Consider the following 21301-nt stretch of genomic DNA (forward strand, 5'->3'; position numbering starts at 1 on the left):
AACACGGGAGAAACCAATATGTTCGATGTGGATGCCACGTCTATCAACCGCCTGAGCGCTGTCAACTGCGGCTGCCATAATCCGGCGGCCGCTCGTATCAATGCTTTGTATGCGGTACATGAAGCGGCGGCAGGCGGTCCCACGGGTTCCGCCGGAGGAACCGCAGCTGCCGCAGCCACCCCGCCCTCAGCCACGCCGCACGCCGCTGCAATTCAGCATCCGGGCGTAGCCCATGCGCCGCTGGCCTTTGTGAATGTGCGTATCTTCGATGGCGTGTCGGACGATCTGCTAACCGGGATGCGCGTGGTTGTGGAGGGGCGGCAGATCAAGGCGGTGGAACCTCAATCGTTGCCGCTGCCGGAAGGCTGCCAACAGATCGATGGCAAGGGCGGGGTGCTGATGCCCGGGCTGATCGATGCGCACTGGCACTCGATTCTTGCCCGCCCCAGCATCCTGATGGCGATGACCGCAGACTTCAACTATGTGCATACGATGGCCGTGGTAGAAGCAGGCGCCACGCTGATGCGCGGGTTCACTACGGTGCGGGACATGGGCGGTCCGGCCTTCGGCTTGAAGCGGGCTATCGACGAAGGCCTGACCGCGGGGCCGCGCATCTATCCGTCTGGGGCCTTTCTGAGCCAGACATCCGGCCATGGCGATTTCAGGCTGCTATCCGATCTGCCCAGGTCGCCCGATGGCGGGCTGACCTACGTGGAGAAGATGGGCGTAACCGCTATCTGCGACGGGGCGGATCAAGTGCTGCTGCGCGCCCGCGAGCAACTGATGCGCGGCGCGTCGCAACTGAAATACATGGCGGGCGGCGGTGTGATGTCCTCGTATGACGGGCTGGACGTTACCGAGGGATCGCTGCAAGAGCTGAAGGCGGCAGTGACCGCGGCCGAAAACTGGGGCACGTATGTGACGGTACACGCATACACGTCGCGCGCGGTTGGCATGGCGCTGGATGCTGGCGTGCGTTGCATCGAACACGGCCAGCTCATCGACGAAGACACCGCCCGCCGCATTGCGGACATGGGCGTCTGGTGGAGTTTGCAGCCTTTTCTGGATGACGAGGACGCGGTACCCACCCAATCGCCGTCGTCGCGCCAAAAGCAGTTGACCATGGTGGCGGGCACCGACCGCGCCTACGAGATGGCGCGCCGCCTGGGTATCAAGACGGCGTGGGGGACAGACACGCTGTTTGACGCGCGTCTTGCTACCCGCCAGGGCGCTCAGTTGGCGAAGATGAGCCGCTGGTACGGCGCTGCCGAAGTTTTGCGGATGGCAACAAGCGTCAATGGCGAGCTGTGCGCCATGGCCGGCCCGCGCAATCCGTATCCGGGAAAACTTGGGGTTGTGCAAGCAGGCGCTATGGCTGACTTGCTGCTGGTGGATGGCAATCCGCTGGAAGACCTTCAATTGATTGCCCAGCCCGAACAAAGCCTGCGCGTAATCATGAAAGACGGAAAGATTTGCAAGCAGCTTCAGGGTTAAGTAAAGGGCAGAAAACAGGGGAAAGTCCGCCTTTTCGTAACTTTCGTACTAGTCCCATTGGTATGAGGGCAGTGAGGGACAAGTACGAGATATGACTGGGGGGGGCGATACTACATTGGCAGCATTCCCATCAGACAAAGCCGAGAGGCTGGATGCGCCATGCAAATTTCCCTCATCATTGCCGATGATCATCCCGCCTTGATCACCGGCGTCAAGCACGAACTGGCGGACTTTCACACCATTTCCATCGTTGGTACGGCCAGTAATTCAACCGAAACGTTCGAATTGCTGGCCAAGTCGCATTGCGACGTGCTGGTCACCGACTATGTAATGCCCGGAGGCGAATTCGGTGACGGCATGACCATGCTGTCATTTCTGCGCCGCCGCTACCCCGATCTGAAGATCATCGTCTTCACGACGATCGACAACCGCGCCATGGTGGCCGAGATGGTCAAAATCGGCGCGCACGCGGTGTTGAGCAAGGTGGATGTGATTGGCCACCTGATATCCGCCATTCATGCGGTCTATGCCGGTGCAACGTATTTCTCGCCAAAGTTCCGCTCGCCATCGGCAGTGGGGCGCGTGGCGCAGGTCGACCCCTCGCAAAAGCTTACGCGCCGCGAGACGGAGGTGGTTCGCCTGTATGTGTCGGGCGTCTCTATTAACGAGATCGCAAGCCAGTTCAATCGCAGCAAACAAACCATCAGTTCGCAGAAAACCAGCGCCATGCGCAAGCTGCGCATCGAAAGAGATGTCGAGCTCTTTCGCTTTGCGTACGAAACCGGGTTGCTGACGGAAGGTGGCGCGCCCGGCGAGCTGGACAGCATGGGCGGCCTGGCCGCGGAATAGGCTTGACGCGCAGGCGTTTTGGTACTGGTCCGATTGTTTAGCCAGGGGCGTCGAATCATACTGAATCCACTATGCGAGTCGTCAATATGGTTCATCAAATCCCCCCTAATTTTTCCCGCCACGCGAGCGGTTTGACCGCGCTGACATTTGGCCCCACCCCGCATTGCGCTAGCGCGTTGAATGCGCTGCTGGATGGCGGTATGTTGCGCACGCTGCGCAATGCCAACGGGCTCGAAGCCTTGATCTTGGCGCTGTGCGAGCAGGAAGCCGATCTAGTCGTATGCGAAGTTCCGGCCAGCGCCTCTGAAGGGCTGCTGGTGCCTGCGCGACTGCAAAAAGAAGTGAATGCCGGACGTCTGTCGCATATGCCGGCAGTGTTGTGGATCAGCGATCTGCCGTCATGTGTGCTGGACGCTTATGCCAGCGGTTTGCGAGCGGCTGGCGCGGTGATCGACATTGTGCGTAGCGCGGCTTTCATTCCGGCGTCGTTGAGCCGCATTTCCCAGTGGCGCGAACCGGCCAAGCAAGATGCGCTGACGCCCCGTTTCAGTGACGAAGACCTGATTCTGGCGCTAGCCGGCAAGGATGGCATTCGCGTCGTGTTGCAGCCGCAAGTGGACCTCGGCACAGGCAAGATCCTGGGCGCCGAAGCGCTCACGCGCTGGCGGCATCCGAAGGTAGGCGACGTGCCGCCTTCCGAATTCGTGCAGGCGATCAGCCGCTTGTCCATGGACCCGATGCTGTTCCACTTCGTGACGGAACGCGTGCTTGATGTGCAAGCGGTATTGGCTGCCCAAGGCGTCTCTTTGCGCATATCGGTCAACGCATCGGTGTCCACGTTGTCCATTCCTGGCGTCGCGCTCAGTCTGGAAGAGCGCACGTTGCGCCGCGGCATTTCGCCCAACCTGATCACGGTCGAGATTACCGAAGACGAAACGATCAAGGAAAAGACCGCGCTGGAACAAGGTCTGAAGCGCCTGCGCGCAGCAGGGTTTGGCGTCAGCATGGACGACTTCGGCACCGGCGCCTCCACGCTGGAGCGTTTGACCCGGTTACCGTTCAGCGAACTCAAGATTGACCAGTCGTTCGTGAAACGGCTGCAAAGCGACCCAGCCTCACATGCCGTGGTTACCGCTGCGATGGGGTTGGGACGCGCGCTGGGTCTGGCGGTGGTGGCCGAAGGGGTCGAGACTGAAGAGCAGGCGCGCCAGTTGCACACGCTGGGCTGCCGCATCGGTCAGGGGTTTGGTTTGGGACGGCCGATGGAGGTGGGCGCTTTCATCGGGAAAGTCTTGCCAGCAACTTTGGACAGCTGCCCGCCGCTCTGGTGCGAAAAGGTTGTTGCGTGACTTATGCAAGGCGTCGCCGCTGTCTGGCGCATGGGGATCTTTTCCCTTTGCGTGTTCTGTTTACGCATCTATATCGCCGCTGAGTTTTTGCAACGTGGCGTGGCCAAAGCTGCCGATTGGCACGCAGCGGTTGTGCAATTCACCCTGGATTTCTCGTTGCCGCTGATGTCGCCGGTGTGGTCCGCCGGGACGTTCGTGGTGGCAGATTTCGTCTTTTCAATGCTGTTGGTTCTGGGCGCATTCATGAGCAGCGCATGTGCGGGCTTGTTGATGCTGAACCTGGCGGCACTGATCTTTCAATCCTCGATCTGGGATTTGTCGCGGCCGGACCCGCTGCTGTTCCGGCTGTATTCGTCGGCGTGCCTGCTTTTCTTGATCGCGTGGGGCCCGGGGGCATTGTCTTTTGACGCCTTACGCCGCGCGGAAAGATAGCGGATCTTTTGACTGCAATCCGAGTCAAGAAAAGGGGGAGTCAGGAGTTTTGCGGCTCGCCTTCGCCGGCTTCCGACACCACCACAATGCCGGTTTCAAATGCAAAGCGGAACAGATCTGCGTCGCGCTCTATCCCCAGCTTACGCATGGCGCTGCTCTTCTGAGAACTGATGGTTTGTTTGGACCGGTTCAGGTGCGAAGCGATTTCGTTGACCGACATGCCCGTCACATACAGCCGGACGACTTCGAGTTCACGCTTTGTCAGGTCCGGCCCGGCACGCATCGTCGTAGACGTGGGCGCGCCTATTCCCTGTTCGGAAGGAAAGTAGCGCGCTCCCGCGTATACGGCATGGATCGCCGAGATGAGCTGGCTGGTTTCGCGCGCTTTGCCAAGTACGGAATGCACGCCCAATTTAGACAACTCTTGCACGATGGCAGGGTTGTCCAACGTCGTGAACACCACGATTTTCAGTTCAGGGAAATTGCGCCGCAGATAGGAAATGAATGTGATGCCGTCGCCAAAGGTGCCGCCCGGCATGGCGTAGTCAGTCACCAGGACATCGCAGGGCACGCTGTTCAACAGATGGACGAGCTGGCCGGAGTCGCGCGCCACGCCTTGAATGGCGATCGACGGCACAGAATCCAGTTCGTGCTTGATGCCGGACAGCAGGGCGGGATGATCGTCGGCTAACAGGAGATGAATCTTCATGGCGCGGCGTGGTGATCTGACAAGGGCTGCAAAGGCAAGCAGTAACGAAATCAAATGTAGCGTAATCCGGTAGCGCCGGGCTGATTATTTCAGCGCGCGTGTGTCACGGCTTGCAGCTGGGTCCGGTACGAACCTGACTATTTTTCATCTAGGACGGGTACGGAATTTACGCGGTATGGCGCGGTAATCGGACCCGGTGTCACATAATCTTCGACTTTACATAGGACGGGACCGAGAGGGGCCCGGGCAGCGAGCGTGTCGCCGGACAGCAATCTTAATACCCTGTTGAATCTTCGCCGCTATCAACGACGTTTGTTGTTCGGTGGTGGCTTGGTAAGCACATTGATCGCTTTGCTGATTCTCGCCATGGGCGTGCGCATGGCGATCAATACGCACGTCGACGCGCAGCGCCGCGCGTTTGTGCTGGGCCACGGCCTGGTCACGGAACACGGATACCGCGCGCTGGTCGACCCGGTCAAGATCACGGGCATGCGGGGAATGGCGTTGATCGTCAACCCCGATGGCAATGTGGTCGACTGGGTGGGCGAATGCTGCGACGGCGGGCATCCGCCATTGCGCGAAACGTTGCAGCGCGTGGCATCAGTCGGCGACGAGCAGCCGCAGGACTGGCATGAACAAGGCCTGTTCATCGTGTCCCAAGGCCTGGGCGATGAGAACGTGATGGTATTCGCATACGCCGGCAGCAATATTGCGGCGGCGGCCAGCGAGGATGTCTTGGTTGACTTCATGTTGACGATACCGACGCTCGGGATGATGTGGCTGCTGCTCATTTCGCTCAAGTTGCGAGTGTTCCGTCCGCTGCTGGAATGGTCTCGGCGCGTATATGAAGGCGAAAAACTCAGCCGCACCCTGATCGACACTGCGCCCGTGGGGCTTGGCCTGATCTCGTTGGATACGGGCAAGGCGCTGTTGCGCAGTCCGGCCATGGCGCAGATCGCTGCGCGCATCACATCCGGCGAGGATGCGCTGCCCGAGGCGTGCATTCAACTGTATAAGGCGTACGTTGCGCGCGGCGATGTGAGCTGGCGCCAAGGCTCATTTAACGATGACCTTCGATTCGACACCCTGAACCGGATCGGTCTGGACCTGTCGGTCAGCATGGTACGCGCGCGTTATCAGGGAAAGAACGTGCTGGTAACCGCGTTCACGGACGTCACGGCCCAGAGCCGTGTCGAACAGCAGTTGCGCAAGGCGCGGCAGGCATCGGATCGGGCCAATGCCGCGAAGTCGGCCTTTCTGGCCGCGATGAGCCATGAGATCCGCACCCCGTTGAACGCCATTCTGGGCAATCTGGAGCTGTTGTCGCATTCGCGCCTGGATGCCGCACAGCGTGACCGGCTGCGCACGATCAGCACTTCGTCCAACGGCCTGTTGGCGATCGTCAGCGACGTGCTGGATTTCTCGAAGATCGAGGCCGGTGAATTGCGGCTTGAGTCTATCGAGTTCGACGTCCTGGATGTGGCCTCGCAGGCATTGCGGATGTTCACGGCCACCGCGCGCGCCAAGGGCCTGACTTTGGCCGGCCAGCTGGGCGAGGTCGTGGCGCTTCCCATGTTGGGTGATCCGACGCGGTTGGGGCAGGTCATCAACAATCTGTTGTCCAACGCGGTCAAGTTCACCGAACAGGGGAGCGTGGCGCTGGCATTGTCCGTTGATGAGGAGCAGGGGTCGCTTGTTATTGAGGTCGACGACACGGGCATCGGCATGTCGCAAGAGCAATTAGCCAGGTTGTTCCGCGCCTTCAGCCAGGCAGACCCGACGATCAACCGGCGCTTTGGCGGCACGGGCTTGGGGCTGGCGCTGTGTTCGCGCTTGGCTCAGGCGATGGGTGGCACCTTGTTGGTGCAGAGCGAACCGGGACGGGGCAGCCGCTTTACGCTGCGTCTGCCGCTGGGCAACTGCGGGCAGGCCAGGCAGATGCCGCGCTTTGATGGCGAACGGGTGGCGTTGCTGGCCGGATCGGCGTCATGGCGGGCCTATGTCGGGCGCAGCCTTCAGGCATGGGGCCTGAACGTGCAGTCTTATGCGCATCCGGCGGCGCTGAAACCGGACTTGCTGGGCGAGTTTTCGGCGGTGGTGCTGTGGGGCGATCGGCAGGGGTGGGGGGTCGAGGACGAAAATCGTCTGGTTGAAGAGGCGCCTTGGGTGATAGATTGCGGGGAAGATGGGCCGGCAGACCCGGTGTTGATGGGCCGGCTGTTGAGCGTGTCGATGATCGGTCTGAAGGGGTTGGCAAGCGGCTTGGACCATGTTCTTCGTGGTACGCCATTGAGCGCGCCGGAGTTGTGCCGGCCGATATTGGCGCGGCGTCTTAGTGTCTTGATCGCCGAAGACAATCCCGTGAATCAGCGATTGTTCGAAGAACAGTTGCGCATGTTGGGTTGCGATCCCGTGTCGGTGGATAACGGGGTGCAGGCGCTGGAATGCCTGGAACGGTCGAGGTTTGATGTATTGCTGACTGACCTTGCGATGCCGGAAATGGACGGATATGCGCTGGCGGAGTCCGCGCGCGAACGCTGGCCATCCATGCCGGTTGTGGCTGCCAGCGCGCACATGACGCCGCAGGAGCGGGCGTTATGCGAGCAGGCAGGCATTGCCCTGGTGCTGGGCAAACCCTTGTCGCTGGGCGATCTTGCGCAAGCGCTGTCGACGGTAACGGCTGTGCGGATCAGAAGCCTGGAAGGGGATAAGGGAGGCGGTTTGCTGGGCGGCCGCGCGATGAGCGAGGACCTGAAGCGCACTTACCGCCTAGCCTGCGAATCCGCGCTGGCCGAAATCGGCCGTGGCAGAGTGGCGGGAGACATCCCGCAGCTCTTGGCCGAGCTGCATAAGCTGCGCGGCATGCTGGATGTTTTTGGCGAGTACGTCCTGAGCCGGCTGGCGGCAGACGCTGAGACGAGTCTGAAGTCGGGCCGCGGGCTGGACGATGTGGAGGGCTTGCTGGATGCACTAGAGGCAGGCCTGAAACGCGCCTCTTCCCCATAAGGGCGGCGTCAAGTCATAATCGGCGTGTACGCGCCTCATGGCAACTGCGCCCTTTTGGCACCTGGACTCATGACGATTTCCGAGCAAAGCAGTGTATTGGCCCGCTTACGCCGTTATCAGCAGATACTGGTCATGGGCGGCGGCGCCGCCATCACGGTGGTGGTGCTGGTGGCCGGCCTGATGGAGGTCGCGGCGTCGGTCAACGCCTATCTGACGCGCATGAAGGAAGAAATCTCGATCGACATGCGCAGATCCATGGATTTCAGCACGCGAGCTGTGGCGACGCTGCGTAACAATGTGCAGAACATGGAACTGGCCTGGAGCAGCGCGAATGCCGATAGACAAGCGCGCGAGGCGTATTTTGGGCAAGAGGGGCTGTTGCGGGTGCAGCCGGACCCGGACGGGCCGCCGTTGCTGGTGTTGCGCAACACCAATGCGGCCAACGCCGCCGATGCATCGCGCTACGTGCAGCTGGCGGGCAGAATGGCCGCGGCGACCGCAGTTATCGCGGCGCGCAATGCTGGCGATCTTACCGTCTACCTGTACAGCCCCGACCAAAACAACCTGATCCTATCGGTGCTTCCCTGGGGGGGGTATGCGTGGCAGGACCGGGTGGCGCTTGACCGGGCCGGCCTTTTTGCTGCGCTGACGTCGTCGGGCGGCGTACCCATTTCGCCACCCGAAGGCGGCTGGCGAAATCCGGCCACAGGTTCGCCGCAGTTTCGATGGCTGCCGCCTTATGAGAGTCCGCTGACTGGCAAGCAGGCCGTGCGCATTGCGACGGAACTGACCGGCTGGGACGGCACGCCGTTTGGCACGCTGGTGTATGAAATGCCGCTTAGCGCGCTTGCCGCGAACCTGCCCGCAACCAGCTATTCGGGGGCGTGCATGTTGCTGGCGCCTGATGGTTCCTTGATCGTCGCGTGCCCGGATTCATCCGGAACAGAGCTGTTGCCTTTGGCCCGTAAAGCGCTTGCGGCGGGGTTGGATAAGCCGTCCCGCAGCGTGTTTATGGATGGACACGTCTTATCGGGCTGGTCTTTGCTGCCGACGGGGTGGACGCTGGTGCACGCGCAGTCATGGCGCGAGATATTGGCCGGGGTGGGGCCGCAGATCGTGCTGGCCACCCTGACGTCGGCCATCATCATCGCGTTGACATGGGCGCTGCTGTTGCTGGTGAAGTGGCGAGTGTTCGTGCCGGCGATACGGCAGTCGCAACGGGTGTTCGACAGCGAGCAATTGAGCCGGACGCTGGTGGAGACAGCGCCGGTCGGGCTGGGCCTGATCACCGCAAATACCGGGAAACCGCTGCTGCGCAGCCCCTCGATGATCGACACGGCGAATCGGGTGGTGGTTGAAGGGCCGAGCCTATCCTACGCATTGTCCCGGCATTATCTGAAACGGGAGCTGGAATCGCCTGCCAGCCGCTCAACAAAACCGGCGGTCTTTGAAGAGGACCTGACTTTCTCCACGCGCGACGGGCAGCGGCTGGATTTGTCGGTGAGCATGGTTCGCGCCCGCTATCAGGATGAGGATGTGCTGGTGACGGCATTCACTGATGTGACGGCCGATAAGCAGCTGGAGCACGAGCTGCGCAACGCGAGGCAGGCGGCCGACTCCGCCAATGCAGCCAAGTCCGCCTTCCTGTCTGCCATGAGCCACGAGATCCGCACGCCGTTGAATGCCGTGCTTGGCAACCTGGAACTGCTGGCGTATTCGCCGTTGGACGAACTGCAACGCGACCGGCTGAACACCATCCGCACAGCCTCTGACGGTTTGCTGAATGTGGTGAGCGACGTTCTGGATTTTTCGAAGATTGAGGCCGGCGAACTCTTGCTGGAAGACCTTGAGTTCGATGTGCTGGAGCTGGCCTCCCAGACGCTGATGGTGTTTGCGCCCGTAGCGCGGGCCAAGGGCCTGACGCTGCTGGGCGAATTGGGCGACACCATTACCTGGCCTTTGCGCGGCGATCCTGCGCGATTGGGGCAGGTCATGAATAATTTGCTCTCCAATGCCATCAAGTTCACGGAGGCCGGTCAGGTGACATTGCGTTTGTCCCGAGACGATTCCGCGTCGCAGATGCGGATCGAGGTCATCGATACCGGCATCGGTATCAGCGACGATCAGCTGTCGAATCTATTCCAGGATTTCAGTCAGGCGGATGCAACGATCACCCGGCGTTTCGGTGGTTCGGGCTTGGGGCTGGCCTTATGCCAGCGTTTGGCGCAGGCCATGGGCGGCGCGCTGACGGTACAAAGCCAGCCAGGCGTGGGCAGTTGCTTCACCTTGAGCGTGCCGTTGCTCGGCACGTTGCCCGCCGCCGACGCGCAAACCGGTGACACGCCTCATTTCGACGGAGAACCTGTGTTGCTGGTTGCCGCGTCGCAAGACGAGCGAACACGGCTGGGCCGTATCTTGCAGGCTTGGGGCTTGCAGGTGGCCAGCTACCGGCATCCGGCCCTGATAGTGCAGCAAGAGGTGGAAGACGCCGCCGCGCTGGTTTTCTGGGGGGATCGCCAAACCTGGCATCCCAACGACGAGAACACGCTGGTGGAAGACGCTTCGTGGGTGGTGGATTGCGGCGAGGAAGGGCCGGCGCAACCGGTGGCGTCCGGGCGGATCGTGAGTGCGTCGGTGTATGGCTTGCAGGGGCTGGCGAATGGCTTGCGGTATGCGCTGCAAGGCCGGGCTCTGTCCGCGCAGCACCCGGACGGCATGGTGCTGGGAAAGCGCCTGCGCGTGCTGGTGGCGGAAGACAACGTTGTGAACCGCAAGCTGTTTGAAGAGCAACTTGCGTTGTTGGGATGCGACGCCACCTCTGTGGCGGATGCGGAACAGGCCCTGGCCTGCCTGGAACGGGAAGCGTTTGATTTGCTGCTGACCGATCTGTCCATGCCGGGTCAGGACGGCTTTGCGTTGGCGCGGCAGACTCGGCAACGTTGGCCCCGGATGCCGGTGATGGCCGCCACGGCTAACGTCACGCCGCAACAACGCGAAGAGGGTGAACGCGCGGGCATGGCGAGGGTGCTGGGCAAGCCGCTGTCATTGGCAGACTTAGGATTTGCGCTGTCGGAAATTGCTGGCCTGCCGCCGCTACAACGCGATGCGTCCGTCGGCAATGGCTTGTTGGGCGGCCGCGCCGTTGCCGACGATACTTGGCGCGTGTTCGTTCAGTCATGCCGCGATGCGGTGCAGATCTTGCGCGAAGGCCTGGACGACGAGGATGCCCCCCGATTGCTGGCAGAGTTGCATTCCTTGGGCGGCGCGTGCGCGGTGTTTGGCTTGAACGACATTGCGGCACGCGGTGCGGCGCTGGCGCAATCGATATCAGCGCACGGCGTGCGCGCCTGCGCCGGCGATATTCATGCGTTGAACGATGCGCTGCTAGCAGTGGTTTTGCACGAGCCGTCGCATCTGGCCGGCATAGCCGATCAGATTCTCGCGCTGCTGCAAACGAGCGGCGGACGGGGCCAAATCAACGCTATCGCCGAATTGGCGAAGACGTTGCGTGCCGGCCTTCAAGAATCCGGCCGGCCGGTAAATGGACGCTGACGGCCGCCTGAGTCGCTTCTGCTGACGTCCAAACATGGCGTCAAAACTGGCCTGCGCAGGGTCGGCGAAACCCGCTATTGACGCGCATTGCAGCCAAGTATTGCGTTCTTGACAATCCTTGATAATTGGTAGGGCCGGAATAGGGCGAATTTCGTACCGGTCCAATACTCGCGCTTCGACGCGCTGCGGAGAATTCGGGGCATCACGAATTGATGCCCCTTTTCCGTTAGCTCGAACTCATCGTGATCGTCTCTGCGTTACGGATGTATACCGTGGCCAGAATGCGGAAAAGGGGTAAGGACTCCTTTTCTCATGAAATTCCATTTGACCCCCTTGATGGCAGCGTTGCTAGCTGCCAGTGTTCCGGTATTTCCCGCAATCAGCATGGCAGCCGAAATCGGCCAGGTGACTGTGTCAGACTCGACCGGTCTCACGCAGCGTACCCTGGACCCGGGCAGCAGTATTACGTTTGACGCAAGCGGCTCCGCTCTGTCGGTTTCTGTCGCCGGAAACAGCGTCACCGCAGACAATCTTTCGATCAAGGCTGGCGGCCCGAACTCCGCCGCTACCAAGGGTGTCAGCGCCACGACAGGCGGCGTAGTGAACTTGTCGAACAGCAGTGTCAATACGCTGGGCGTGGGGCAACAGGCACACGGGCTGTATGCGGAAAATGCAGGCAGTGTGATCACGGCTACCAATACGGCGATCAGCACCCTGGGCCAGTATTCCCACGGGGCCTATGCGCTGGGCGGTGGCAAGATTAAGTTGGAAGGCGGTTCAGTTTCCGTGGTTTCCAATACCGCCACTGGTCTGCTCGCGGACGGCGTCAACTCGCTGATCACTGCCAAGTCGCTGGACATCAGCACAAACGCTACCGGTGTCATCAGCTATGCCGCCAATGCAGTCAATGGCGGGCGGATTGAACTTCAGGACGTCAACACAACGGGAGGTCAACTCCAGGTACAGGGTCTCACTTCGACGCTCGTGTTGACGGATACGAACGTGAACAGCGGCAGCGCCAACGGCATTAATGTGGACAGCGGCACGCTGACGATGCAGGGCGGGTCGGTGTCGGCCGTCACTTCCGCGGTTATGGTACGAGCGCTAAGTGGCGTCAAAGCCGGAACGGCCAATATCAAGGACGCGACGCTGACATCGACTGCCGATTTTGGTTACGGCATCAATCTCAATATGGACGGCTCATCGGCCACCGTTGAGAACGTAGCAATCAATGCGTTGGGAGCGTCTGCTGTAGGGGTTTGGATGCCCTTACCGAACGCGGCTTTTGACGCTCGCAATTTCAGCATTGTTTCTGGCAGCGTCGGCATCGACAACCGGGCTGGGAGGGTGACGTTGAATGACGGCTCCATCACCACGGCTGGCGCCAATGCGTTTGGCCTCTATGCCTCAACCACTGGGGCTGTGCCGAGCACTATTGCGACAAATATCAAGATCAAGACTGCTGGCGCCGGTGCAGTGGGGGCAATGTCCCGCGGAGCGGGCGCCAATATCTCTCTGACCGATTCCACCGTAGAAACGGGAGGCGTCGGTGCGTCTGGTCTGTACACGTCAGGCAGCACTGCCTCGATGATCGCAACGGGGACCACGATAACCACCAGCGGTCAGAATTCGGCTGGCGTCGAGCAGAACAATCTGGCGTCTCTCCAGTTGGATAATTCGAAGATTCTGACGCAAGGGAAAGATGCGCACGGGTTGTGGTCCTATATCTTGGGCAGCGGCGCGTTTACCAATGTCTCGCGAGTGACGAATGGGTCCGTAATCGAGACCACTGACGGCATTGGTTTGGTGGCAACGGGTTCAAACCACAATATCGTGCTCGAAAATTCCCGGGTGTTGGCGCGCACGGGGGGTGTCGTGGATGACGGCATTGCGATTCAAACCGACGTGTTAACTACCTCCACCGCGACTTACCAGACTGGCCAAGTCAACGTCGATGCTACGGGCTCCACGCTGACCGGCAGTGTGCTGGCGAACAGCGGCGTGCTGGATATGACGCTCAATGGCGGCAGCACCTTGACGGGTGCTGTCGTTAGTCTGGGCGGGCGCGTAAATAGCCTGTCGCTGGACAATTCCAGTGTTTGGAACGTGCGCGGAAATTCCAACCTGGGCACGCTGAATAACGCTGGAACGGTCAGCTTTGTTTCGCCCAATGCGAACGCGGGCTTCAAGACGCTGACCGTGAATAACTATGTGGGCGGCGGTACCTTGGTCATGAATACGCAGCTGGGTGACGATGCGTCGCCGACCGACAAGCTGGTGATTGATGGCGGCACCACGTCGGGCGTCACGTCGATGCGCGTGATCAATAGCGGCGGCGTGGGTGCACAAACAGATCAGGGTATTCGTCTGGTCGAAACCATTAACGGCGGCACGACGACGACGGATGCCTTCCATCTTGATACCGGCTCGACAGGCTTCCGCGCCAGCTCGGGCACCGTTGCGATCAAGGGTTATGACTACAGCCTGGTGCGTGGCGGCAATCAAGGCGTTGCGGCGGATTGGTATCTGACATCTGTCTTTGATCCGACTTACGTCGATCCTGAAACCGAAACCGAGAAGCCTTACACGCAGAATCCGCCGCAGAACGATCCTGTCTATCCCGGTGGCCCATTTACGCCGCCAGACTTGGTGTTGCCGCCGGACGCGCCCGTGGTCAAGAACGTCTCGCCCGAAAGCGGCGCATACGTCGGCAACCAATTGGCCGCCTCGCGTATGTTCATGCACGGCTTGCACGATCGCGTGATTGCGCGCGCGCCCCTTGCTGGCGACAACACCGCCTCGTTGCCGTTCGGCGGCTGGGCTCGTGTAGAGGGTAGTCATGATGGCAAGCTGCGCATGTCCGAAGGTAAGGTCAGCGTGGACACGGACCGCAGCATCATCCATCTGGGCGGCGACGTCCTGTATGGCCTGCTGCCCAATGAAGGCCTTGCGGTGGCTGGCGTGATGGCGGGTTATGGCGATGCGCGTGTGACGTCCACGTCGCGCCTTATGGTGCCCGGCACGAACCAGAGCGTGGATGCCAAGGCGCGCGGCAAGGTGTCAGGTTATTCCGTGGGCTTGTATGCAACTGTCTACGGCAACGTGGCAACCGGCTTGGGCCCGTACGCGGATTCGTGGTTGCAGTATGGCCGCTATTCCAACCAGATCAACAGCGAATTGGGTTCGGCGCGCTACCACTCCAACGTCTGGACAGCATCGCTGGAAGCGGGTTATGCCGTGCAGCCTTTCTCTTCGTCGTCGGCGCTGGGCGCGGTGGTGCTTGTGCCTCAGGCTCAAGTGGCCTACACGCACTACGACGCCGCGCGCGCTACGCTGCAAGGCATGGAGATGACGAGCGACAGCCCCAACGCCGTGAGTACCCGTGTTGGCGTGCGTGTGTATCCGCAGGGTAAGGCGGACGCCGCATCGCTTGTTCGCCCCTTCCTGGAAACGAACTGGCTGCACAACTCTGGCAATCCGAGCGTCAATATGGGCGGCAACTCGTTGAGCGCCGCGCCAATGCGCAATGCGGCCGAACTCAAGCTGGGCGCTGAAGGCCGGATTGGCAAGTCTCTGTACTTGTCGGGTCAGGTGTCGGGCCAAATGGGCAGTGGCGATCAGCGCGGGTATGGCGGCATGTTGAATATCAACTACCGCTGGTAATGCCTGCTATTGCACCTAGACTTAGGGTGCAATAAAAAACTGGCCGGTTCAGGTGTTGAAACCTGAACCGGCCAGACTGTTTTTGAAGAGACGAAAACGTATTTGGGTAAGCGTCGCGCACAGCGCGACGCTTGGCGTGCCGTTAGTGCAGCTCGCCTGCGCTGCTGATCAGGCGATACAAGCCGCTGTCCGAAGACACGCCGAGCTTGCGGAATGCCGCTGCCTTTTGTGTGCTGACGGTCTTGGGGCTTTTCCGCAAGCGTGCCGCGATTTCCATCACATTCTCGCCTGCGACGAACTTCTTAACGACCATGCTTTCGCTAGGGGAAAGCTCGGCGCTATCCAGCAAAGCTTGCATACGGCCCACAGGACCTTCACTGGCGCCTGATCGGCGAATGGGAAACAGGCTATCGGGCAGCAGATGCCGAATCGCCGGATCGACAAAACGTCCACCGCCGTGAACGCGGCGCAGCGCTTCGATGATGGTGTTTTCTGAAGCGGTTTTATTGATATAGCCATGAGCGCCCTGGCGCAACGCCAATGCGGCGATGCTGGGGTCTTGTGTTGCGGAAAAGATCACGATCCTGGCGCCAGGATGACGTTGCCGCAAGATGGGGATGAGTTGGGCGCCATCCTGGTTGGTGTTGTCTAGAAAATACTCCATCAACACCACATTGGCAGGCGTTGCCAGCATCATGTCTAACAATCCAACGCTGTCATCGAATGTGCCAAGTACATCGAAGTCGATGTAGTCCGCGAATATCGCGGTAAGCCCTTGAATTACGAGGGGATGGCTGTCTAGGATGGCGAGCTTTACACGGGTCGGGTGCATATAAATCAGTAGGGTTTCCCTATCTGCCAAATATGAAGATACGCACCGTCTTGTGGGCGGCACGTTGTGGGATGCTGAAAGTGGGAATTTCAGTCGGGCACGCGCGTAAAAAACACCATGGTGCGTGCATAGGAGCATTCTTATCGCACGGAGGCTTTCGGGGAATAGGACTATCCCGAAAAGTGGACCTTGGTCTTAGTACGGGTACTTCGACCCACTGAATCCGCACGCGATTTTGATTTTTGGGTAACGCCCAAAGTCTTACTCAGTGCGGGCAAGGTTCTGTCCAGTCCGATTGTTTTCACGATAAATGCTGGATAGCCTCATAAGGTTTCTTTGGCCCACATTTAAAAAGCGAATGACAATTCTTCGGCGCGTCCTGTTCGGAAAACTCAACCAACGCATGTTCCAGAGCCTGGAATCGGCAACGGCGTTCTGCAAATTACGCGGAAATCCGTATGTGGAAGTGGTGCATTGGCTGCATCAGTTGTTGAATCAATCCGACGGCGATTTGCAGCGCATCCTGCGTCACGTCGGAGCGGACACTGAGGTCATAGACCTGCATGTTCGCGAAGCTCTGGCATCGTTGCCGGGCGGCGCGGGATCGGTCAGCGACTTCTCTCATCAAGTTGAGATCGCGGTTGAGCGCGCATGGATCAGCACCACGCTGCAATTTACCGATACGCGCATCCGCGGCGCCTGGCTGGTGCATGCCTTGGCAACAGATCCTGAGTTGCGTCGTGTGCTGCTTGGAATTTCTCCTGAATTCCGCAAGATCCCCATGGACGAACTGGCCGGGCCATTGCGCGCCTGGATCGAAGGCTCTCCGGAAACCTCGGGCACCGAGGATGCAAAGGCGCCAGAAGAAGCCGTTGGCATGGGTGGCGAAGGCGACGTGTTGAGCAAGTTCTGCACCGACTTGACTGCCCGCGCCCGCGAAGGCGGCTTGGACCCGGTTCTGAGCCGCGAGATTGAGATACGCGCCATGGTGGACGTGTTGATGCGCCGCCGCCAAAACAACCCGATGCTGACCGGTGAGGCCGGCGTGGGCAAGACGGCTGTCGTCGAGGGGCTGGCGCTGGCGATCGCACGCGGCTCCGTGCCGCCCATGCTGGCCGGTGCGCGCGTGTTGAACGTGGATATCGGCGCCATGCTGGCGGGCGCCAGCGTGAAGGGTGAGTTCGAGTCACGCCTGAAGGGCCTGCTGGACGCGGCTAAGCGTTCCACAGCCATGACCATCCTCTTCATCGACGAAATGCACACCTTGATTGGCGCAGGCGGTCAGGCTGGCACGGGAGACGCCGCGAACCTGCTCAAGCCGATGCTGGCGCGCGGTGATCTGCGCGTGATCGGCGCGACCACGTGGGCGGAATACAAGCGCTACATCGAAAAAGATCCCGCGCTGACCCGTCGCTTCCACATGCTGCAAGTGGCGGAGCCGCAGCTGGAGCAGGCTGTAGCCATGGTGCGCGGCCTGGTGCCTAGCTTTGCGCGCCACCACGGCGTGCTGGTGCGTGATGACGCCGTGCGCGCTGCGGTGACCTTGTCGCAACGCTACCTGCCCACTCGGCAACTGCCTGACAAAGCCATCAGCCTGCTCGACACGGCGTGTGCGCGAGTGGCGCTATCGCAACACGCGCCTCCCAAGGCATTGGAGCATGTTGAGCAGCGCATGCTGGCCTGCGAATCCGAGCGCGACCTGTTAAGCGCCGAGGCTACCATCGGCTTGCGCGATGCGGCCGATCTGGCGGAGCTGGACGAGCGTATGGCTGCGCTGCGTGAGGAGAAGGCCGCCATTGAACAGCGCTGGCAAGAACAGACGGCGCAGGTGCAGTCCCTGTTGGAGCGGCGAGTTGCTGCGTTAAAGGGCGGGGAAGACGGCGCAGAAACCGAATCGGCCGCCGCCTTGGCTGAGGCCGCGCAAGCCTTGCGCGCAATGCAGGGCGAGGCGCCTCTGGTGCATCCCGAGGTGGGCGATAGCGCGGTCGCGGAAATCGTTGCCGACTGGACGGGCATCCCCGTGGGACGCATGTTGACCGACGAGATCACGGCGGTGCGCAATCTTCAAGGCGCACTGCATGCGCGCGTGATCGGCCAATCGCAGCCCATCGAACGCATCGTGCAACGCGTGCGCACGGCTCGCGCCGGATTGTCCGATCCGCAGAAGCCCCAAGGCGTGTTCCTGCTTGCGGGTCCTTCGGGCGTGGGTAAAACCGAAACTGCGCTGGCCTTGGCCGAATCGCTTTACGGCGGTGAACAGAACCTGATCTCCATCAACCTGAGCGAGTATCAAGAGTCGCATACGGTGTCCGGTTTGCGTGGCGCGCCTCCTGGATACGTCGGGTACGGGGAAGGGGGCGTGCTGACCGAAGCCGTGCGCCGCCGGCCTTACTCGGTGATCTTGCTAGACGAAGTTGAAAAGGCGCATAGCGACGTGCACGAGCTGTTCTTCCAGGTCTTTGACAAGGGCTACATGGAAGACGGCGACGGGCGCTATATCGACTTCCGGAACACGATCATTCTGCTTACGACCAACGTTGCCAGCGAACTGATATCGACGTTGTGCGCGGATGAGGAATCGCCGCCGACGTTTGACGGCTTGCGTCACGCCATTGACTCGGAGCTGTTGGCCCGCTTCCCGGCGGCGTTGCTTGGACGCATGACGATCGTGCCCTACGCGCCGCTGCGCGCGGATGCGCTGGCCAGCATCGTGCGCCTGCATCTGGATCGCGTCGTGCGCCGTATGGCAGACACGTTGAAGGCGCAGCTCTGCTACGAGCAAGACGTTATTGACTACGTCGTGGCCGCCTGCCGAGTCGACCAGACTGGTGCGCGCGCGTTGATTGGTTTCCTGGAACAACACATTCTGCCGCGTCTGGCGGCAGTTTGGATGGATGCAATGGCCGACCGCAAGGCGCTGGAGCGCGTGGACATCAAGCTGTTGGATAAGGACGCTGGCCCCGACAGCGCGTTTGCGTTCGAACCCCATCTGGTTGATGGAAACTGAGGCGACTGAATATGCTCAATCCTATCCGTGTTGTGGTGGCGGACGGCCATCCCGTTTGCATCAAAGGCGTTCAAGTCGAGATCGCCGCCGTTGACCACGCAAGGGTAGTGGCTTGCGCTACGAATTCCACTCAGTTGTTCAACATTCTTCAGTGTCAGGCTTGTGATGTGCTGATCAGTGACTACGTCATGTCGGGCGCCGATTTCGGCGACGGTTTGGGCATGCTGTCGTTGATCCAGCAACGGTACCCCGCGCTCAAGCTCATCGTGCTGACGTCAATCGACAGCCCGCTGGTATTGCAGGCTCTTGATAATCAGGGCGTGCGGGGCATTGTCAGCAAAGGGGATATGTCCGAGCACTTGCGCAATGCCCTGCAAGCAGTCTGGCGTGGCGAACGCTATCGCTCGCCACGCATCAACAGTGTGCTCAAGCCGGAAGGAGCCACGCCTGCCACCGATCGCGCTGGCACGCTGACGCGCAGCGAAGTCGAGGTAGTGCGCTTGTTTCTGTCGGGCCTGTCAGTCGGTGAAATCGCGGCGAAGTTCGGGCGCAGCAAGCAAACCGTGAGCGCGCAGAAGCGCGCTGCGATGCGCAAGCTCGACGTGCAAACGGATATCGAGCTTGTTCGCTACGGCATGCGAAATGGACTCACTGCGTGATCCGCAGCGCCGCCATGAAACAAAGTGATCGAACGTGCGCAATGCCGTCCGATTGTTGCGTTGCCAGACGCTTAAGCCGTTGTTATTTCGATGCGCGTCAGACAGCGCTGATGTGCGCGTTGCCTGGCGCTGCCTAGACTGATCGAGGTCCTGTCAGATGATGGACAAACGAAGCTTGCCCGCCGCAGCGGTTAGGTGAATCGAGTTGTCGTGTTTTGAATTTTGACCACTGTTTTTTTACCTCGATATTCAAGATTAGGAAAGTAAGATGAAATCCAAGATTTTTGGTTTGACCCTGGCCGCTATGCTGGTCAGCGCAGCAATGCCCGTAAGCGCTCAATCCGTCGGCACCGGCAAGGTGAATTTCAACGGTCTGCTGACTGACCAGACTTGCACGATCACGACCGGTTATGAAGATCAGCTGGTCACGCTGCCCACGTTGTCGACGAAATCGCTGACCCAAGCAACTGAAACCGCAGGTTCGACGCCCTTCGATATCTTGGTGGAAGAATGCCCGGCAGCTCTGACGCAAGTCCGTGCCCACTTTGAAATGACCAACATGGATGCGGCCACCCGCACCCTGCAGAACAACGCCACCACCGGCGCTGCTGGCAATGTGACCGTGCAGCTGGTGAACGCCGATCGTACGGTAATCGAAGCTGGCAGCGCAGGCGCCCTCTTTGATGTCAATGCCACCACGCACAAGGCGACCATGACCTATGGCGGCCAATACTATGCAACGGCTGCTACCACCCCCGGCATCGTCCAATCCTTCGCTGAGTTCACGCTGGCCTATCCGTAAGGCTTTGCGCGTCTGAGTTGAATGGCCGCGGGGGGCGTCCCGCCCTCTGCGGCATTTTTTTGCCTTTTATATCCAAGGACTGTCGTGTTCCTCGTTTCTTTGCGCGCGGCGGTGGCCGTGCTTTTGGCTTGCGTGGCCGTTAGCGTAGACGCAGGTGTGGTGATCACCGGCACCCGCATTGTTTACCCGGAAGGCAGCCGTGAGGTCAGCGTGCGCTTGCGCAATGCAGACACAAAACCGTTGTTAGTCCAGTCTTGGATAGATGACGGCTCACTCAATGAGTCGCCTAGCAAGCTGGATGTGCCGTTTATTGTGACGCCGCCCTTATCGCGGGTCGAGCCTCAAAAGGGACAGACGCTGCGTATCGTATACACGGGCGCGGACCTCCCGAAAGATCGCGAGTCACTCTATTTCTTGAACGTTCTCGAAGTGCCGCCCAAGGCCGAAAACAAGGCTGATGCCAACTTTATGCAGTTGGCTATGCGTACGCGGCTCAAGCTGTTTCTGCGTCCGGACAACCTTCCCATGCAGGTCGAAGATGCGCCGAATGCCCTGACCTGGACGGTCGCCGAAAAGGGCGTCATCCGGGTGCAGAATCCGACCCCCTATCACGTCACCTTCAGCCGCATTCAGGCGAATGTTGCTGGCGCCCAAGTCGTCTTTGACCAATCCATGGTCCCGCCGTTCGGCTCTTTGGAACTGACGCGCTCCGTGAACAGGGCAGGAACCACGCCGCCTGTGGAAGCGGGAAAGATCCGATTCGGAGCCATTAACGACTATGGCGCGGAAGTGCAGACGATCGCGGAAGTCCTGCCGCGCCCCTAGGGTTCAAAGGAAAAAATGATGTTGCGAGGTGGCGTGAAGTTGCAAAGAACACGGGCGACAAGAGCCTCGGCCAAAGCTGGCCAGGCGGGGAGTGGAAAGTGGTGCAAGGCGGCGATCACAGT

At 60.4% G+C, this 21301-nt stretch carries 13 protein-coding genes; 11 read left to right on the forward strand and 2 right to left on the reverse strand.

What is annotated here, in order from left to right; all coding sequences use genetic code 11:
• Positions 1–18: 18 nt before the first annotated feature.
• The 4 genes from RAS12_RS27070 to RAS12_RS27085 all read left to right on the forward strand — a co-directional run bounded on the left by RAS12_RS27070 (position 19) and on the right by RAS12_RS27085 (position 4124).
• Positions 19–1494, forward strand: a complete 1476-nt coding sequence (locus tag RAS12_RS27070) for a metal-dependent hydrolase family protein (protein WP_306943254.1) — start codon at positions 19–21, stop codon at positions 1492–1494.
• 159 nt (positions 1495–1653) lie between these two features.
• The gene (locus RAS12_RS27075) at positions 1654–2343 is read left to right on the forward strand and encodes a response regulator (RefSeq protein WP_306943255.1); all 690 of its coding nucleotides are present in this window, start codon (positions 1654–1656) and stop codon (positions 2341–2343) included.
• Positions 2344–2474: 131 nt separating this feature from the next.
• The gene (locus RAS12_RS27080) at positions 2475–3692 is read left to right on the forward strand and encodes an EAL domain-containing protein (RefSeq protein ID WP_306943258.1); all 1218 of its coding nucleotides are present in this window, start codon (positions 2475–2477) and stop codon (positions 3690–3692) included.
• Between the two features lie 3 nt (positions 3693–3695).
• Positions 3696–4124, forward strand: coding sequence for a DoxX family protein (locus RAS12_RS27085; protein WP_306943260.1), 429 nt, complete (start codon positions 3696–3698; stop codon positions 4122–4124).
• Between the two features lie 40 nt (positions 4125–4164).
• On the opposite strand, the gene RAS12_RS27090 is transcribed toward RAS12_RS27085, so the two are convergent.
• The gene (locus RAS12_RS27090) at positions 4165–4833 is read right to left on the reverse strand and encodes a response regulator (protein ID WP_306943261.1); all 669 of its coding nucleotides are present in this window, start codon (positions 4831–4833) and stop codon (positions 4165–4167) included.
• A gap of 342 nt (positions 4834–5175) precedes the next feature.
• Between RAS12_RS27090 and RAS12_RS27095 the strand changes: the two genes are divergently transcribed.
• The 3 genes from RAS12_RS27095 to RAS12_RS27105 all read left to right on the forward strand — a co-directional run bounded on the left by RAS12_RS27095 (position 5176) and on the right by RAS12_RS27105 (position 15054).
• Entirely contained in the window at positions 5176–7839 is a 2664-nt protein-coding gene (locus RAS12_RS27095) for a hybrid sensor histidine kinase/response regulator (protein ID WP_306943263.1), read from the forward strand.
• 69 nt (positions 7840–7908) lie between these two features.
• Complete coding sequence (locus tag RAS12_RS27100) at positions 7909–11391, forward strand: hybrid sensor histidine kinase/response regulator (RefSeq protein ID WP_306943265.1); 3483 nt, start codon at positions 7909–7911, stop codon at positions 11389–11391.
• A gap of 312 nt (positions 11392–11703) precedes the next feature.
• Positions 11704–15054, forward strand: coding sequence for an autotransporter family protein (locus RAS12_RS27105; RefSeq protein ID WP_306943267.1), 3351 nt, complete (start codon positions 11704–11706; stop codon positions 15052–15054).
• A gap of 142 nt (positions 15055–15196) precedes the next feature.
• Here RAS12_RS27105 and RAS12_RS27110 read toward each other — a convergent pair whose 3' ends face one another.
• Positions 15197–15886: a response regulator transcription factor gene (locus RAS12_RS27110; protein ID WP_306943269.1), complete on the reverse strand. Its 690-nt coding sequence runs from the start codon at positions 15884–15886 to the stop codon at positions 15197–15199.
• A 358-nt stretch (positions 15887–16244) separates the two neighbouring features.
• Here RAS12_RS27110 and tssH point away from each other — a divergent pair, with 358 nt between their 5' ends.
• From tssH to RAS12_RS27130, 4 genes are all read left to right on the forward strand, one after another.
• Complete coding sequence (gene tssH / locus RAS12_RS27115) at positions 16245–18893, forward strand: type VI secretion system ATPase TssH (protein ID WP_306943271.1); 2649 nt, start codon at positions 16245–16247, stop codon at positions 18891–18893.
• Positions 18894–18904: 11 nt separating this feature from the next.
• On the forward strand, positions 18905–19552 hold the full coding sequence (locus tag RAS12_RS27120; RefSeq protein WP_306943273.1) for a response regulator: 648 nt from the start codon (positions 18905–18907) through the stop codon (positions 19550–19552).
• Positions 19553–19820: 268 nt separating this feature from the next.
• Positions 19821–20354 (forward strand): fimbrial protein, encoded by a 534-nt coding sequence (locus RAS12_RS27125; protein WP_306943275.1) that lies wholly within the window; start codon positions 19821–19823, stop codon positions 20352–20354.
• 159 nt (positions 20355–20513) lie between these two features.
• Positions 20514–21179 (forward strand): fimbria/pilus periplasmic chaperone, encoded by a 666-nt coding sequence (locus tag RAS12_RS27130; RefSeq protein ID WP_306943277.1) that lies wholly within the window; start codon positions 20514–20516, stop codon positions 21177–21179.
• The last annotated feature ends 122 nt before the right edge of the window (positions 21180–21301 follow it).

The sequence above is a fragment of the Achromobacter seleniivolatilans genome (assembly GCF_030864005.1).
GTDB lineage: Bacteria > Pseudomonadota > Gammaproteobacteria > Burkholderiales > Burkholderiaceae_B > Achromobacter > Achromobacter seleniivolatilans.